The sequence below is a fragment of the Planctomicrobium aquicomposti genome, assembly GCF_051466325.1.
GTDB lineage: Bacteria > Planctomycetota > Planctomycetia > Planctomycetales > Planctomycetaceae > Planctomicrobium.
In genome coordinates this window covers 4,061,791-4,077,833 of record NZ_CP195792.1, presented here as the reverse complement: position 1 = coordinate 4,077,833, position 16,043 = coordinate 4,061,791, and the positions used below count along the sequence as shown (strand labels likewise).

The following is a 16,043-nucleotide window of genomic DNA, read 5'->3' as shown; positions in this document are numbered from 1 at the left end:
ATCGCAACAAAGTTTATTTTGACGGTCAAAATGGGTCAATACGCCCGACAGGGGAGTCGGGGGCAAGATTTTCATCATTTCTGAAAAGTAAAGAACCTTGGGTCGCAGGAGTTGAACCGGCCAGAACTGCGCCTTGGGCTGGGGTGAGGCCGTTGTTGAGGGATCAACGTGCGGTTGGAAACGGCTTGGTACCGAACGTGTAGTGAGATGCAACGAGTTTGGAAGAGGTTGCAAAAAAGGCTTGTACGTCAGATGCGGCACCGTCGCAATTATTGACACTCCCCGACCTGACTGTTACGCTCGACAGGATATTCATTTCCCGGTTTTATTCGTGCAGTTTTGTATTCTGCGGACGCGACACTTTTTTCGTCGTCTCCCGCGGAGCCCTTTCATCTGATCGTTTCCGGTCACAAGAATTTCTGCCTCAGATTACTGGCGTTTAGAAACAAGAAGGACAAGCAAAGCTGAAGTTACCCGGAGTTTAAGCGCTATGCGGCAGGCAGAATTGAAGGTCGCCTCAGGCAAGCAGGTGGGTAATACCATTCCACTTCCTCAAGGCCGGTTCCTGATTGGACGGGAAGAAGATTGTAACCTCCGTCCGAACAGCGAGCTGGTAAGCAGGCACCATTGCGTCTTTAATGTGGATGAGTACTCAGTTCGGGTTCGGGATCTCGGCAGCACGAACGGTACGCTCGTCAACGGCGAGCGGATCCGGGGTGCGGTGATCCTGAATCAGGGCGATGTCGTTTCGATCGGAAAGATCGATTTTCAGGTCGTCATTCATGAGTCAGCCCAAGACACGGCGACTCATATCGCTCTCGACAGCGAGACCCGGATGATGCCCGCTCCCAAGGCAGAGCCGACCCTCTCGGAGTCTCCCTCTTCTGGTGAGCTGGAGTTGAATCAGCCTTCTGCCACCGACACCATCCAGATGCCGGTGGCGTCGCAGATTCTGCCGGTGGCTGGCCCTGCTGCTCCCCCCGCGGGAGATACCCAGTTCATGGGACAGATGGGAATGCCGATGCAGCCCACGCTCGGCTACCCGCAAATGGGGTATCCTCAGATGATGCCTTACGGCTATCCGGGGTATCCACCCATGCCACAGCAGATGGGCTATCCGATGCCCGGCATGTATCCGCAGATGCCGATGCCTCAGATGCCCCCGATGATGCCAGCGCCGCCTCAGGCCCCCGAACCGGAAGTTCCTGCGCCGGTGGTCGACAATATCGGGCTGCGATTGCCCAACCCGGAAGAGACGGGTGCCAAGCCTCCCGCTCCCAAGCCGGTAGAAACCGGTGAAAAGACCGCTGACGCGAAGGCCAAGGAAGAAGCTCCCAAGCGAGCGGCCGACATTATCAACCAGTATCGCAGTCGCCGTCCGACGACCTGAGCGGGCGTCCCTGCTGAGATCGCCCGCGTCAGCCCAAGGGGATGCGGAGCGGGGGACTGTCTCTGGTGACAACGCACCTTGTCAGTATGCCGACTGCATCGATCGCTTGAGGGCCAGCGCTCGAGGGCTGCTTGATTCCCCGGCGACACTGGCCTACGCTCCTGCGCTGTCTCCTTTCTCTCAGTCGCATGGAAGCCGGTCCCATGTCTGCTGCTCTGATCAACCAACGACTCCAGTTTGGGCTCGACGCTTCTGCGGTCGCCGAACGTCTGGTGCTCGATTACTACCTTCAGTCCGGTTTGCAGGTGGACTGGAAGTCGGACCTGTCCCCCGTCACTGCTGCCGATCGCGGGGCTGAAGAACTCTTGCGGCAACAGATTCTGAAGAACTTTCCAGAGGACGCCGTGCTCGGAGAGGAGTTCGGGGAGACTCCCGGGTCCAGTGGATTCCGCTGGATTCTGGATCCTGTTGACGGCACAAAGTCTTTCATCCATGGAACCCCCTTGTTCGGGATGCTGGTCGGACTGCAGTTTCGGGGAGAGCCCGTCGCGGGGATCTGTCGTCTGCCTGCGGTTCGTGAGGTGATCTATGCCGCACGAGGTGAGGGGGCTTGGTGGATTCGCGGTGATCAGCCGGCCGTCCGGGCTCAGGTCACGGGACAAACCCGCCTGAAAGAATCTCTCTTCTGCTATACCGCCGTCGAGGGATTTACCGAGATTGGTCGACTGGACGCTCTGGAGAAGCTGTCGGCGGGCACCCGCCTTTCACGGGGCTGGGGAGACTGCTACGGACACATGCTGGTGGCGACGGGACGGGCGGATCTGATGGTCGATCCGCTGCTGGCGGAGTGGGACGCCGCGGCGCTGATCCCTATTATCCAGGAGGCCGGCGGTGACTTCGTCAACTGGAATGGTGAGTCGAGCGCCACCGGCGGGAATGGCATCTCACTGACACCGGCGCTGCGGAATGAGGTGCTCAAACTTCTGCAGGCTTAGAGCAGGTCGCACTTGTCGGTTCCCGCGCTGCGAACGTGAATGAATAATCGAAGGGACGCTTCTTCGTGATGAGAGCGGGGCGATTCCGAATCAGATGGACAAGTGGGCCGGTGTCGGCCTGAACGGAACAGAACAGCTCCGGTTCTAACCGGATATTAAGGCGGATCGTGGAAGAGGAAGAAAACGTCGAATCCCCCTTGAATGATCTGGCCTGGGATCTGGTTCACCAGATTCTATCGGAGGCGGACGAGCTTCGTGTTCAGCCGGTGGCCGAGCAGGGTGCCGGCGTCGTGCTGGATTTCGGCGTGGAGGCGGACGGCAGTCTGTCGGCAGGCCTGGCACTGGCGGAAGTCTGCATGGCAGGTTTGTGCCAGCTGTCGATCGTTCCGGGGACTGTCGGGGGAATCGGCTGGCCGACGCTGTTCGTGCAGACCGACAATCCGCTCGAAGCCTGCCTGCTCAGCCAGTACGCGGGCTGGCAGATCTCGCTGGGAAAATACTTCGCGATGGGCTCGGGGCCGATGCGGGCGGCCGCCTTGAAAGAGCCCTTGTTCGAGGAACTCGACTACAGCGAGACCGGCTACGGGGTCGTGGGAGTGCTGGAAAGTTCCCGTCTCCCCTCGCGCGAGGTGGTGGAATACATTGCGAAGACCTGCCGGGTCGCTCCCGATCAGGTCGCGCTGCTCGTCGCGCCGACATCCAGCATCGCCGGGAATCTGCAGGTGGTCGCGCGGAGTGTGGAGACCGCGATGCACAAACTGCACGAGGTCGGCTTTGATGTGCTGCGGGTCGAGTCGGCGTGTGGCAGTGCTCCGATCTCTCCGGTGGCCGCCGACGATCTGACCGGTGTCGGCCGGACGAATGATGCCATCCTGTATGGAGGCCGGGTGACGCTGTACGTCACCGGCGACGATGAATCGATTGCCGAGATCGGACCGCGGGTCCCCTCTTCGGGTTCGGCAGCCTATGGCAAGCCGTTCCTGGAGTTGTTTGAAGCGGCCGGGCGGGATTTCTACCAGCTGGATCCGCTGCTGTTCAGTCCGGCGGAAGTGGTCTTTCAGAACCTGGAGACCGGCCGGGTTCACGTGTTCGGCAGCGTGAATGAGAGTATCCTGAGATCGTCATTTGGAATTTAGAGGCTTTGAATTTTTGATGGCCCCGTCCTCACCGCGCGGGGGCGGGCTCTCGACCCGATGTGAAGCTCGTTGCGCGGCCCTTGGCAGAAGCAGGCCGGGGGTGGGAGAGTTTTCCGCCGAACCACCGTCGCGGAAGGGTGGGAACGGTGACTGTCACGAATCTGCACGGAGATGTTGGTGTGGCAACAACCGCGCTGAAGGGACCTGGGTCCGATCTGCTCTGGCGCCGATTCTGGGCAGCCGCGTGGCTGGTCTTTGCCGCCTGGCTGCTGTATCGGGCGATCTTTGTCGGTGCCGGGTCCGCCTACGTCACCGAGATGAACGGCCGCGTTCTGGAAGCGAGTCGGAACGACTTCATCGCGGGGACTGCCGAATACAGTTTGATCCGCACCGTCGGGGTCTGGTTTGCCGCCTTCTTGACGCTGGCTGTGATTTCCTTCCTGTACCGTGACAACGCCTGCTACAAATTCAGCGAATCGATCTTCGTGGGCGTGTCGGCGGCCTACTGGATGGTCGTGGCATTCTGGACGGTGATGATTCCGAATTTGGCGGGGAAGATCTGGCCGGCGTGGATCCAGTCGTGGGCGCTGCCGGGACTGTCGCCGGTGCGGGAAGCACGGTGGTGGCTCTATTTTCTCCCGCTGATTCTGGGAGTGATGCTGCTTTGGCGACTCGCGCCCCGGGGAGGGTGGATCGCCCGTTGGCCGCTCGCCTTCATCATTGGTTCGTTTTCGGGAATCCGCTTGCTGGGCTTCATTCAGGCCGACTTCCTGGGACAGATCAACGGGAGCATTCAGCCGCTGATCGTGCTGAATTCCGACGGCGGAATCGATTTCGGCCGCAGCCTGCAAAGCATGCTGCTGCTGGCCAGTCTGCTGGCCACGCTGGTCTATTTCTTCTTCTCTGTGGAACACAAAGGGGTCGTGGGGAAGGTGTCGCGGGCCGGTGTCTGGGTGCTGATGATTACATTTGGTGCGGTGTTCGCGTTTACCGTCATGGGGAGAATCGCATTGCTGGCGAGCCGGTTTTCGTTTCTGTTTGGCGACTGGCTCTGGCTGATGCCCAACTAAGTTTCTCCGATGCGCCGGAACCCCGGTGCTGCGGAGAGAGCCGCTGTCGTGACGTCTACCGGGGCTTCCCTGTCTCGGAATCGTTTCCCCTTGAGCGAAGTGTGGCACTCGATGTTGACCGTGGATGAAGCACTGCAGCGAATTGTGGAGTCGATCCCCTCTGCCGTGGGCGTGTCGTTGCCGCTGCAGCTGGCCCGGAACTGCGTGCTGGCGGCCGATGTGCGGAGCGGCTGTGACTCTCCCCCTTTCGATAAGGCGATGATGGATGGTTTCGCCATCCGTTCGCTGGATCTTGTCGATGGAAAAGGGACCCTCGCGATCATCGGAGAAGTAGCTGCTGGGGCGGTTGCGGATCGGGCCGTCGGGAGGGGGGAGGCGCTCCGGATCATGACCGGCGCTCCGATTCCCGCAGGAGTCGACGCCGTGGTGCCGGTGGAATGGACGACGACGGACAGCACCACGGTTCGCATTCAGTCCCCGGGCAAGCCGGTTGGTGAGGGGCTGAATATTGTCCGGCAAGGGACGGCCATGTCGCAGGGAGAGGTGATCCTGTCGGCCGGTCGGCGGTTGCTGGCGCCGCAACTCGCGCTGCTCGCGGAAGCGGGGATCGCGACTCCCTATGTGCGACGTCCTCCGCGAGTGGCCATCCTGGCGACCGGAAACGAGCTGGTTCCCGTGGACCAGATTCCCGGACCGGGAGAAATTCGCAATACCAATGCCCTGATGCTGGCCGCTCAATTGCAGCAGTTCGGCGCAACCCCCATCGATCTGGGGATTGCGCGCGATGAACGTGAGTCGCTGAGGGAAAAAATTGCGGCCGGGCTGCAGGCCGACTTTTTCGTCCTCTCGGGAGGAGTTTCTGCAGGAACTTACGATCTGGTCCCCTCCGAACTGCAGGCTGCGGGAGTTCGTGAAGTCTTTCACAAAATCGCGATGAAGCCGGGAAAGCCGTTGTGGTTCGGGATTCGGTCCGGTGCGGGAGCCAGCCCTTGCGCGGTGTTCGGGCTCCCGGGGAATCCGGTCAGCAGTCTGCTCGGCTGCGAACTGTTTCTGCGGACGGCGATTCGGGCGTTCGTCGGTCTCAGTCCGGCGGTCGCTCCTCGTGTCGTCGCCCGTCTGGCCGTCGCTTTTTCTCACAAAGGAGACCGCGAAACCTGGTACCCGGCCCGGCTCTCCATGGGACCGCAGGGAATGCAGGTCTCCCCGGTGAACTGGAAAGGCTCATTCGATCTGCGAAGTCCGGCGGACGCGAACTGCAGCGTTCGCTTCACGCCGGGGGACCGGTTGTGGGAGGCGGGGACGGAGGTCGAAGTGCTCGTGTGGGGAGGCAGTCTGGAGAGTTGAGGTTCCCCCAGCCCGTCATTCCTGCAAAACTGTTGCCAAGGGGCATCACCCCAGCAATGATTGATGGAAGTTGCAGCCCTCCTGTGTGGGGTGACTGCTGCAAAAGCAGTGCGTCGCGCGCCCGTATCATTTCAGGCCGCCCCAGGGTGGGGGTGGTGATCCGAGAAGGCTGCGAACGGACGATTTTCACGGATCTCAGCGAGGCAGACAGCGAATCATGAGTGGTGCCCTCACGGACGAGGCAAACATGAATCAGGCCGAGAACGAAGGGCCAGGCGGTCATCAGCGTCTGGTGGAAATTATTTCCCGCGGTCAGCGGAGTCGTCCTGGATTCACCGGGGGGCTGGTGCTGTCGCTGCTCTCCGGACTGCTGATGTGGGCTGCATTCACTCCGCTGGACTGGGGACCGCTCGGCTGGGTCTGTCTGGTGCCGATGCTGCTGCTCGTCCGTCTGGAGCAACGGACGCGCTGGATGTACCGCAACCTGTATAACGCCGGCTTGATCTTCTGGCTGGTAACGCTGCAGTGGATGCGACTGGGCGATCCCACCATGTATTTTGCACTGTTTGCGCTCGCGGCGTATCTGGCGTTTTACTGGCCAATTTTTATTGGCGTCACGCGGCTTGCGGTGCATCGACTGAATCTCCCCATGATTCTTGTGGTGCCGGTGTTCTGGACCGGGCTGGAGTATCTGCGGGCGCATCTGATGACCGGGTTTGCCTGGTATTTTCTGGGGCACACCCAGTATCGCTGGGTCTCCCTGATTCAGGTCAGTGATCTGGTGGGGGCTTATGGAGTCTCCTTTGTGGTCGCGGCCGCCAACGCCGGACTGGCACAGCTGATTCCCTTCCAGTGGTTGCGACCGTTGGATCTGGCGTGGCCCAATGAGGTGGAGAAGCAGCGACAGGCGGAAGCGCTCCGGAGTCCGTGGCGTGTGGCGATCATTCCGGTCGTCCTCGTCGGTGCCTGTGTGGCGTATGGAGTCGTCCGTCGCGGACATGAGCCGTTTCCCCTGGGGCCTCGTGTGGCTCTCATTCAGGGGAATTTCCCGGCGTCCGTTCACGATGACCGTGACCGCTGGGTCGAGATTTATTCCACGCATCAGCAGCTGACCGCCAAGGCGGTTCTGCTGCAGCCCGATCTCGTGGTCTGGCCCGAAGGAATGTTCCGTTACCCGATGTGGCAGCACGCCGAAGGGATGACTCATGAACAGCTGGCGGAACTGGATCCGGGAATTCCACCGATGGTCTGGTCGAGCCGGGATGCTCAGAAGAAGCTCGCCGATCTCGCCGAAATGGCGAACGCCGCATTGATTGTGGGAATCAGTATCTTCGATGCCGTTCCCGGCAGTTACGGAATCTATAATTCCGCCGCGTTCGTGCAGCCGGGCAGCGGAGTGACCGATCACTACGACAAGATGCACCGCGTCCCGTTCGGCGAGTATATCCCGCTGAAGGACTGGTTCCCGTTCCTGCAGGCCGCTACACCGTATCGTGGCAATTTTGGAATCGATGCCGGAAGCGAGGCGCATCTCTTCCGCTACAAGGACTGGCAGTTCATTCCGCTGATCTGCTTCGAAGACACGGTTCCGCATCTTGTTCGCAAGATCGTCAAAAGTGCTGAAGATGACAGCGAACAGACGCAGGTGCTCGTCAATGTGACGAACGACGGCTGGTTCCACGGTTCCAGCGAACTGGAGCAGCACCTGATCACGGCAGCCTTCCGCTGTGTGGAAACCCGGACGCCCCTCGTCCGGGCGGTGAACACCGGAATTTCTGCCATCATCGATGGTGACGGAGTCGTCCGCGAACCGGAGAAGTTTATCGATCTCGACGCGCAGCGCGCGGGTGAGACGCCGCGCGAGTCGATGCGTGATCCCCGCACCGGCAAGTTTCATAAGCAGCTGAATTGCGCCCTGGTGGCCGATGTCCCACTCGATCCCCGCCGGAGCCTGTACCTCAGAGGAGGAGACTGGTTTGCGGCAGCCTGTCTGGTGGCGTTCTGTGCTCTGGGGTTACAGGGTTGCCTGATGAAGAGCCGTCAACAGGTTGCTTAGCGCAGGCGGTTCTTGTCAGCGCCCGCGCGGCGAGGAGGGGCTCCCCAAAGTGAAAGTGCGCGAGGGAGTCAGAACTCGGATTCTGAACGGGGAGGACTTCCCCCCAAGGGGCCGCTCAGCGGTGGCCTCGACCTCAAAGACACACAGGAGAGGAACGGCAGCGGAAATCCAGCTTCGCACGTGGATCAATGTGCGGCCCGATGCCAACTTCGAAATTTCTGCGGCGAAGTTCTGTTGCACCTGAAAATGACTGATATGCTGCTGGATGGGACCGATCGTCAACTGACGATGCGGTGAGCGCCACGACGTTCTGTCAATTGAGGACACGCGAGGCGGGGCACGTCCGGCGTTGCGTGTCCGGATTCCTGATCGGAGCAGCCAGATGCAGAGTTCCAGCCTGTCCGGATGGTCGCCAGAGGAGTCGCCTTTCAGCCGTCGCCGTCTCCTGCAATGGGGATCGCTGACGGCGCTGACGGTGGCGGGAAGTCCACCGTTGCTGGCGAGGTCTCTCGTTCCGGCGGGCGCTCAGGGGAAGGAAGGGGCTTGTATTCTCATCTGCAACCGGGGAGGACCGAGTCAGCTGGATCTGTTCGATCCCAAGCCACTGGCTCCGTCCGAATTTCGAGGTCCGTTTCGCGCCATCCCGACCTCCGTGGCTGGATTGCAGGTGAGCGAACTGCTGCCGGGACATGCCCGTCTGGCGAATCGCATCGCGGTGATCCGCTCCTGCCACCATGCGGGGCCTGCCATTCACGACTCGCTGCCCAATGAAACGGGGGGAGCAGAGAGTGTCGACGGACTGGCCGCCTCTCTCCCTTCGCTGGATGGGAGCGCGACGGTTGATCTGGGCCGAATGGAAAGAACGGATGCTCTCCCCGCTCAGCTGCAACGGGCCTGGAGTCTTACGCAGGAACCGCCCGCGGTGTTGGAGCGCTACGGTCGAACCCGCTTCGGACTCAGTTGCCTCCGCGCACGTCGGCTGATTGAAGCGGGAGTCCGGTTCGTTGGTGTCCCGTCGTTCCCCTCAATCTTCGATGAATCGACGTGGGACATCCACGGCCGAAAACCCTTTTCCACCATGACATCGCTGAAGAATCGGGTCGCTCCGATCTACGACAGGGCCTATACCGCACTGGTCGAGGACCTGGAAGCGAGAGGCCTGCTGGAGGGGACCCTCGTGGCAGCATTGTCGGAATTCGGCCGCAGCCCCCGGATCAATCAGGACGGAGGACGAGACCACTGGACCCGCTGTTATTCGGTGACGTTCGCAGGGGGAGGCGTGCAGGGGGGACGGGTGATCGGAGCGAGCGATTCCTGCGGGCAGGAGCCGGTCGAGCGTCCCGTCAGTCCGGAGGAGCTGGCTGCGACCATTGCCCGGTGTGTCGGCCAGGCGAGCGGACCGCGGGTGGCCCGTCCCGTCGACGAGCTGTTTTGAGCGATTTTTCCGAGCGATCTGTGTAATCCCGGTGACCGGACCGGCCCCCGGGCTCTCCGACTGTTTCGATCGGGGGGACAATTCCGTTCTTCAATTCACCTGTCCGGTGGTCTAAACTGAAAGGAGAGCCTCTTTGCGCCCCCGAGGTGGCGCGCTTTGACAAACCCTGATGTGAGGTTGGCACCGTGGCGGAAGCGGACACAATCGACGGCTGGGATCTCGTGAACTGCGTGGCAACCGGCAGCGTCACCCAGATCTGGGAAGTGGCACAGGGGGGCCAGTCGATGGCCATGAAGCTGCTGTTGCCCGAGGCCTACAAGCTGTCGGAACACCGCGGCGCGCTGAAACACGAATACAAGGTCGCCAAGGGGCTGCAGCATCCCAACATCATTCGGGTGGAAGGCCTGAAGATGTCCCGCAAGCACGGCTACTTCCTGATGGAATATTTCCGCGGGGGGAATGTCAAAGGGCTGATCCGCAGCGAACGTGCAGCGACACAGGGCAAAGCCAAAAAGCTGATGGAATGTCTCTCGCAGGCCCTGGGGCACCTCCACGAGAAGGGTTGGGTCCACAAGGACGTCAAGCCGGACAACGTGCTGCTGACGAAAGCGGGCGATGTGCGGCTGATCGATTTCTCTCTGGCCAGCGGGCAGGGAAATCCGGTGATTCACGCGGTCTCCAAGAAGTCGAGCATCGCGATTCAGGGAACTCGTACGTACCTCGCGCCGGAGTTGATTCGACGGGAACGGCTGACATTCTCCGCCGACATGTACAGTCTGGGAGTTCTCCTTTTCGAAGTGCTGACGGGGCATCCACCGTTCCGGACCGCGAATCCCAATGACCTGCTGATGATGCATGTCCGCGATAAGCCGGCCGCCCCCTCAGACATCGACAAGAATATCACGCCGGAAGTGGACCAGCTGGTTCTGCGGATGCTCGCCAAGTATCCCAAAGAACGCCCCGCCAATATGCAGGAGGTCTTTTCTGCAGTGCGTTCGCTGAAGTTTTTCAAGGAAGATCCGGTCGAGCTGGCCCGGTCACGTGCGGAAGAGTTTGCGAAGTCCGACGCGCAGGCGCAGAATGACCGCCTCAACAGCCGGCTCGATGCGCTGCGCACGGAATCGGGCGAGGCTCGTCCGGCACCCAAACCGAAGCCCAAGCCGGTGGTGACACTGAAGGAAGAAAAAGGGGCGAAGAAGCCTGCAGCTCCGGCGGCTGCGCCCGTTGCCGCAGCCGCTGCTCCCCCGCCGATGTACCCGCCTCAGCCATTCCCCGGCTACCCGGGGATGCCCTATCCCGGCGCACCGATGATGCCCGGTATGCCAATGGGAGGATTTCCCATGCAGCCCGGAATGCCGATGCCCGGATATCCCGGGATGCCGCCGCAGGGGATGCCCATGCCAATGCCGGGGGGCTTTCCGGGGATGCCCGGACAGATGATGCCGGGACACCTGACGCCTGGGCAGGGAATGCCTGGGCAGGGAATGCCGATGCCGCCGGGGCCGTTCCCCCCCATGCCGGGGATGCCGCCGGGGATGGGCCTGCCTCCTCAACCCGGAATGCCGATGCCGGCAACCCCGCAGCCACCTCGTCCCGTGCCGGCCGGGCCAGCGCCTGCTAACGTACCTAACCGTCCCGTTCCGGCAGCCGCCCCGCCGGAAGACATTCCCCTCGCGTCGATCGACGACCTGCAGATCGAGTAACTCTCTGTTCCGCAGTGATTTGCAACTCGGACATTCGCTCCCTCCTCTTCTCGATGGAAGGGGAGGCGGGCGGGGTGTCCAGAGACCCTCGCGGGAGTTAAACTTCCACCAGTCCGGGAGGGAGAGCAGTTGAGCGGTTTCCAGCCCCTTCCGGTCACTGTTTTCGAGTGACCCGATTTCATGCCAGCTCCCCTGCCGCTGCCGTTCGAACGTCGCATTCACGATCTGGAAAAACAGGTCGAAGCTCTGGAGGCGGAACCGAATCCGACCTCAGCCACCCGCGAAGCCGTGCGCAATATGCGGACGGAACTGACAAAGCTTCGACGCGAGATCTATGACCAGCTCAATCCCTGGGAGATTGTGCAGGTGGCCCGGCACGAAGCCCGCCCGAAAGCTCTGGACTACATCGAGCTGGTATTCGATGAATTTGTGGAACTGCACGGCGACAAGTCCTTCGGAGACGACCGGGCCATTCTGACCGGGCTGGCGAAGCTCGACGACCGGAAGGTGATGCTCGTCGCACAGCAGAAGGGACGCAACCTGCAGGAGCGGATTGCACACAACTACGGCATGGCGCATCCGGAAGGCTACCGGAAAGCACTAGCCAAGATGCAGATGGCCGCCAAATATCATTTGCCCATCATCTGTCTCATTGATACCGCCGGAGCCTATCCGGGGATCGGGGCGGAAGAACGGGGACAGGCGTATCAGATTGCCTACAACCTGCGGGAGATGTCCCGCATCAACACCCCGATCGTTTGTGTCGTGATCGGGGAAGGGGGGAGCGGAGGAGCTCTCGGGATCGGAATTGGCGATCATGTGGCGATGCTCCGCTTCGCCTACTACTCGGTGATCAGCCCGGAAGGTTGCGCGGGGATTCTCTGGAAGCATTCCAAGCATGCCGATAAAGCCGCACAGGCCCTGCGGTTTACCTCAAAGGACCTGCTCGGTTTTGGGATCGTCGACGAAGTGGTGGATGAACCGCTGGGAGGCGCTCACCGTGACCACCGTCGGATGGCGACGTTGCTGAAAGCCTCGCTGACCGAGGCACTCAAGAAACTGTCTGACATTCCGCCTGAGGAACTGCTGGAGCGAAGGTATCAGAAATTCCGTCGCATTGGTGAATTTGAAGACCAGTCCGCAGGGGCGGGGGTTTGATTGATATCGCTACAGGTCGCCAGTCGACTGTGACGAATAAGCGGGCTTTGACGTGAGATTTCGGCGGAATCCGGTTGCAAAGCTGAAGTTTCAGTTTGTGCTGTTTCCAAATGAAACATAGGCTCATTGCAAGAGCAAAGCCGTTTCTGAGCGGACGTTGGCCGGGCGCTCCTTGGCTGGCGAGGATGAATGTCTGTTTATCTCGGACCATGTACTGACGTGGACTCCGATTCGGAACGCTGTGCAGGCTGCACGCCGAGTTCTGTTGGCCGGGCCATAGGGCAATGACAGAGATCCGGAGAGCTGGCGAGCCGCCAGAACCCTCCAGCCTCGACAGGGGCAGCATGTGCAGCTTGCAGAATGCGTTCTGACAGACGCAGGGGCATGGTGAGTGCCGGGAGCAATATGACTTCTTCGGATGCAAATCGCCTGGATTTGACGGACGGCGGGAGGGAAGATGGGCTGCCCACTCTGGCCGAAACCCGGATCATGGGGGGAGAGGATGAATCGCATCGTCCCCGTCCGAATCTTTCGGCTGAGGGCTGGGTCGGGCGGAAGATTGGCAAATACCAGATCACCGGCATCCTGGGCATGGGGGGGATGGGAATCGTCCTGCGTGGCCATGATGAAGGGATCGACCGCGACGTCGCCGTCAAAGTGCTGCCAGAGGAACTGGCCTCCGATGAAGTTGCTCTGAATCGCTTCCTCTCGGAAGCCCGGAGCGCGGGGAAGCTGCATCACCCGCATACGGTGACGATTTACGAAATTGGAAAAGAGGGAAACATCCACTATCTCGCGATGGAGATTGTCGCGGGCGGAAGTGCGGCCGATGAACTGCGTCGGCGCGGCCCCTATTCGGTGGGTGAGGCGACCCGGCTGACGATTGAAGCCTGCATGGGCCTGCACGCGGCACACAAACAGGGAATCATTCACCGTGATATCAAGCCGGCGAACCTGCTGCTGACCCCGGAAAAAATGGTGAAAGTCTCGGACTTCGGTCTGGCGAAGCGTGTGCAGAGTTCCGGACTGAATGCGACTCAGGCCGGACAGATTGTCGGAACTCCGTACTTCATGAGTCCCGAACAGTGTGAATCCCGGAAGATCGACGCTCGCAGCGACATCTATTCTTTGGGGGCAACGTACTACAGCCTGCTGACGGCACGCAGCCCCTATCAGGAGAGCGACAGCGTCGTGCAGGTGATGTACGCGCATTGTCACGCCGCTCGCCCCGACCCGCGCGAGGTGAGTGCACTGATCCCGCTGGCCTGTGCCATGATTATCGAACGGGCGATGGCGACCGATGTGCAGCTGCGCTATCAGAACATGGAAGAGTTACGACGCGATCTGGAGGCGGTTCTGGCCGCTCTCTCCGGCGCGGGAATCGTGCTGCCCAGTCAGGACAGGACTCAACGGATCGACCGACCGCTCCCTGCGCTGCCGGCGGAACGACGGACCTGGCTCTGGGGAGCGGTGGCGGGAGGCGTCCTCGTTGCGACCGCATTGATTGCCGGGCTCGCGACGCTGCTCTCCGCCCGGGGCACACCTGGCTCCGTGGCCGCCGCGAATGAGCAGGCCGCGACGCCACCGGTCGCGGCAGTCGCTCCCGCCGCAGCGGTGGTCCCACTGATTCCACCACCGGTCGGACCTCCCCTCCGGGTCGGCATTCTGCATTCACTGACCGGGAGTATGGCGAACAGCGAATCGCCTGTGGTCGATGCGACACTGCTGGCCATCGAACAATTGAATCAGCGCGGAGGAGTTCTCGGCCGTCCCGTGGAAGGGATCGTGGCCGATGGCAAATCCGATCCGGACGTCTTTGCGGAAGAGGCTGCCCGCCTGATTGAGAAAGAAGATGTCTGCACGGTCTTCGGCTGCTGGACGTCGGCCAGCCGTAAAACCGTGATTCCGGTGTTCGAGCAGGCGAATCATCTGTTGCTGTACCCGGTGCAGTATGAAGGGGCAGAGGAATCTCCGTATGTGGTCTACACGGGGGCGGCTCCGAATCAGCAGATCATTCCGGCGATCAAGTGGGCCTACGCGTTCCTGGGGAAACGCAAGTTTTATGTCGTGGGTTCCGACTATGTCTTTCCTCGCGTGGCTGCAGAAATCATCAAAGATCAGCTGGCGGAACTTGGCGGACAGCTGGTCGGTGAAGACTTCATTCCGCTGGGTGGACTGGATGTCCATGACGTTGTCGGCCGGATTCAGGCGGCCCAGCCCGACGTCATTCTGAACCTCATCAATGGCGATACCAACACCATCTTTTTTAACGAGCTGAGACGCGCAGGGCTGACTCCGCAATCGGTTCCCACGATCTCGTTCAGCGTGGGTGAAGAAGAGCTCCGCCGTTTGCGTGTCGCCTCGATGGCGGGGGACTTTGCGGTCTGGAACTATTTCCAGAGCATTGATTCTCAGGAGAATAAAGAGTTTATCGCCGCATTCCGCAAGCGCTACGGTCCACAGCGAGTCGTCAACGACCCGATGGAAGCGGCCTACTTCGGAGTCTTCCTGTGGGCCCGCGGAGTCGAGGCGGCCCGCTCACTGGTGCCGGCGGACATTCGTCTGGGAATCAGGGGGCAGGAAGTCAAAGCTCCCGAGGGCCGGGTGAAGATCGATCCCCAGACGCAACATACGTTCAAGACGCCCCGGATTGGTCGGGTGCAGCCGGATGGACAGTTTCTCATCGTCTGGACCGCCGCCGAACCGGAGGCTCCGGTTCCGTTTCCGCCAACACGCTCCCGGGAGGAGTGGGAGCAACTGCTGCAGAAGCTGTATCGCGGCTGGGGAAATCACTGGTCCCTGCAGACTCAGTAATTTCGAGCCTGGTCAGTTCTGCTCGGGGGCAGCACGCGGAATTGGACTTTGGACAACTCACGGCGCGTGCTGCCTGTCACGACAGAGAGCCCGATGATTATTTGAACTTGAGCGTCTTCCGGAGCTGTTCCATCAGATCGAGATAGGCCTGCGGCGACTTGCCCTCCATCAGGACTTCCTGAACGACAAACAGCCGACGCTGGTTACCCTTGTGGGGAATCGCGTAGGCGTACTGCACGACGGTCGCCCCTTCCTGCTTGATGACAATCTTCTGTCCCGCGACCTCTTGGCCATCAAACTTTTCGACCACCGGGAAGATCTGACAGTTCGGGCGGCCGAAGCGATTGGCCAACTCGCTGACATAACCTGCGGGGGTCAGTTCCTCATTGGCGACGAAGTACAGAATCGTTGTTTCCTTGCCCCCGAGATTCCAGATTTTCAGACCCGGAGTATCGAGATTGGCCGTCCAGCTGAACCGGGCCGGATATTCAAACTCAATCTCCCCATAGGGAAACTTGCGGACATCGCCCTGGTTCAACGTCACCTGCGGATCGCGAAACGCTCCGCTCACCTTGACGGGATGGCCCGGGGTCAGCGGCACCCGTTGCGAACCGATCGTCAAGGTGTACGCGAGCGGCGGCTCGACCTTCTCGTCCAGCTGTTCGGCAGCGGTGACCGGAAACGTTAAGAACGGCAGCAGGAGCAGGGCGATCCTGAAACTCTTCATCTAACACCTCGGTCAGGAATTTGAAGGGTGACCCATGGTTGAGTTATCGCGACGGATTCATATCAGTTTCGGTTGTTGGTGAACACTGCGAAGCCGGGCGTCCTCTGCGTCAGCAACCGGTTTCCGTCCTCTCCGCACACGCCAGCTGTCCGAAGCAGAAACTCCGCGGGTGGCCGCTCTCCGCAGCCGGATGGTCTTTCGGCAGCGATCCGCTT

11 protein-coding genes are annotated in these 16,043 nt (G+C 60.9%); 10 read left to right on the top strand and 1 reads right to left on the bottom strand.

Annotated features, from left to right (window positions below):
* Positions 1 to 490 precede the first annotated feature (490 nt).
* The 10 genes from SH664x_RS15775 to SH664x_RS15730 all read left to right on the top strand — a co-directional run bounded on the left by SH664x_RS15775 (position 491) and on the right by SH664x_RS15730 (position 15,101).
* Positions 491 to 1,390: an FHA domain-containing protein gene (locus SH664x_RS15775; protein ID WP_437202505.1), complete on the top strand. Its 900-nt coding sequence runs from the start codon at positions 491 to 493 to the stop codon at positions 1,388 to 1,390.
* Between the two features lie 203 nt (positions 1,391 to 1,593).
* On the top strand, positions 1,594 to 2,385 hold the full coding sequence (locus tag SH664x_RS15770; protein ID WP_437202503.1) for an inositol monophosphatase family protein: 792 nt from the start codon (positions 1,594 to 1,596) through the stop codon (positions 2,383 to 2,385).
* Positions 2,386 to 2,552: 167 nt separating this feature from the next.
* A complete protein-coding gene (mch, locus tag SH664x_RS15765; protein WP_437202502.1) occupies positions 2,553 to 3,521 on the top strand; it encodes a methenyltetrahydromethanopterin cyclohydrolase in 969 nt (322 codons plus the stop codon).
* A 179-nt stretch (positions 3,522 to 3,700) separates the two neighbouring features.
* Positions 3,701 to 4,591 carry a hypothetical protein gene (locus SH664x_RS15760; RefSeq protein WP_437202500.1) on the top strand — a complete coding sequence of 297 codons (891 nt, stop codon included), beginning with the start codon at positions 3,701 to 3,703 and terminating at the stop codon, positions 4,589 to 4,591.
* Positions 4,592 to 4,702: 111 nt separating this feature from the next.
* On the top strand, positions 4,703 to 5,935 hold the full coding sequence (locus tag SH664x_RS15755; protein ID WP_437202498.1) for a molybdopterin molybdotransferase MoeA: 1,233 nt from the start codon (positions 4,703 to 4,705) through the stop codon (positions 5,933 to 5,935).
* Between the two features lie 217 nt (positions 5,936 to 6,152).
* The gene (gene lnt, locus SH664x_RS15750; protein ID WP_437202497.1) at positions 6,153 to 7,991 is read left to right on the top strand and encodes an apolipoprotein N-acyltransferase; all 1,839 of its coding nucleotides are present in this window, start codon (positions 6,153 to 6,155) and stop codon (positions 7,989 to 7,991) included.
* Positions 7,992 to 8,373: 382 nt separating this feature from the next.
* Positions 8,374 to 9,426 carry a DUF1501 domain-containing protein gene (locus SH664x_RS15745; RefSeq protein WP_437202495.1) on the top strand — a complete coding sequence of 351 codons (1,053 nt, stop codon included), beginning with the start codon at positions 8,374 to 8,376 and terminating at the stop codon, positions 9,424 to 9,426.
* Between the two features lie 185 nt (positions 9,427 to 9,611).
* Positions 9,612 to 11,129 (top strand): protein kinase domain-containing protein, encoded by a 1,518-nt coding sequence (locus tag SH664x_RS15740; RefSeq protein WP_437202493.1) that lies wholly within the window; start codon positions 9,612 to 9,614, stop codon positions 11,127 to 11,129.
* A gap of 180 nt (positions 11,130 to 11,309) precedes the next feature.
* On the top strand, positions 11,310 to 12,287 hold the full coding sequence (locus SH664x_RS15735) for an acetyl-CoA carboxylase carboxyltransferase subunit alpha (protein WP_437202491.1): 978 nt from the start codon (positions 11,310 to 11,312) through the stop codon (positions 12,285 to 12,287).
* A gap of 405 nt (positions 12,288 to 12,692) precedes the next feature.
* A complete protein-coding gene (locus SH664x_RS15730) occupies positions 12,693 to 15,101 on the top strand; it encodes a transporter substrate-binding protein (protein WP_437202489.1) in 2,409 nt (802 codons plus the stop codon).
* Positions 15,102 to 15,198: 97 nt separating this feature from the next.
* Here SH664x_RS15730 and SH664x_RS15725 read toward each other — a convergent pair whose 3' ends face one another.
* Entirely contained in the window at positions 15,199 to 15,828 is a 630-nt protein-coding gene (locus SH664x_RS15725; RefSeq protein ID WP_437202488.1) for a hypothetical protein, read from the bottom strand.
* Positions 15,829 to 16,043 lie beyond the last annotated feature (215 nt).

Coding starts and splice junctions, on each gene's coding strand:
- SH664x_RS15775 (WP_437202505.1), top strand. CDS start 491: ATGCGGCAGGCAGAATTGAAGGTCGCCTCAGGCAAGCAGGTGGGTAAT.
- lnt (WP_437202497.1), top strand. CDS start 6,153: ATGAGTGGTGCCCTCACGGACGAGGCAAACATGAATCAGGCCGAGAAC.
- SH664x_RS15745 (WP_437202495.1), top strand. CDS start 8,374: ATGCAGAGTTCCAGCCTGTCCGGATGGTCGCCAGAGGAGTCGCCTTTC.
- SH664x_RS15725 (WP_437202488.1), bottom strand. CDS start 15,828: ATGAAGAGTTTCAGGATCGCCCTGCTCCTGCTGCCGTTCTTAACGTTT.
- SH664x_RS15770 (WP_437202503.1), top strand. CDS start 1,594: ATGTCTGCTGCTCTGATCAACCAACGACTCCAGTTTGGGCTCGACGCT.
- SH664x_RS15730 (WP_437202489.1), top strand. CDS start 12,693: ATGACTTCTTCGGATGCAAATCGCCTGGATTTGACGGACGGCGGGAGG.
- SH664x_RS15755 (WP_437202498.1), top strand. CDS start 4,703: ATGTTGACCGTGGATGAAGCACTGCAGCGAATTGTGGAGTCGATCCCC.
- SH664x_RS15735 (WP_437202491.1), top strand. CDS start 11,310: ATGCCAGCTCCCCTGCCGCTGCCGTTCGAACGTCGCATTCACGATCTG.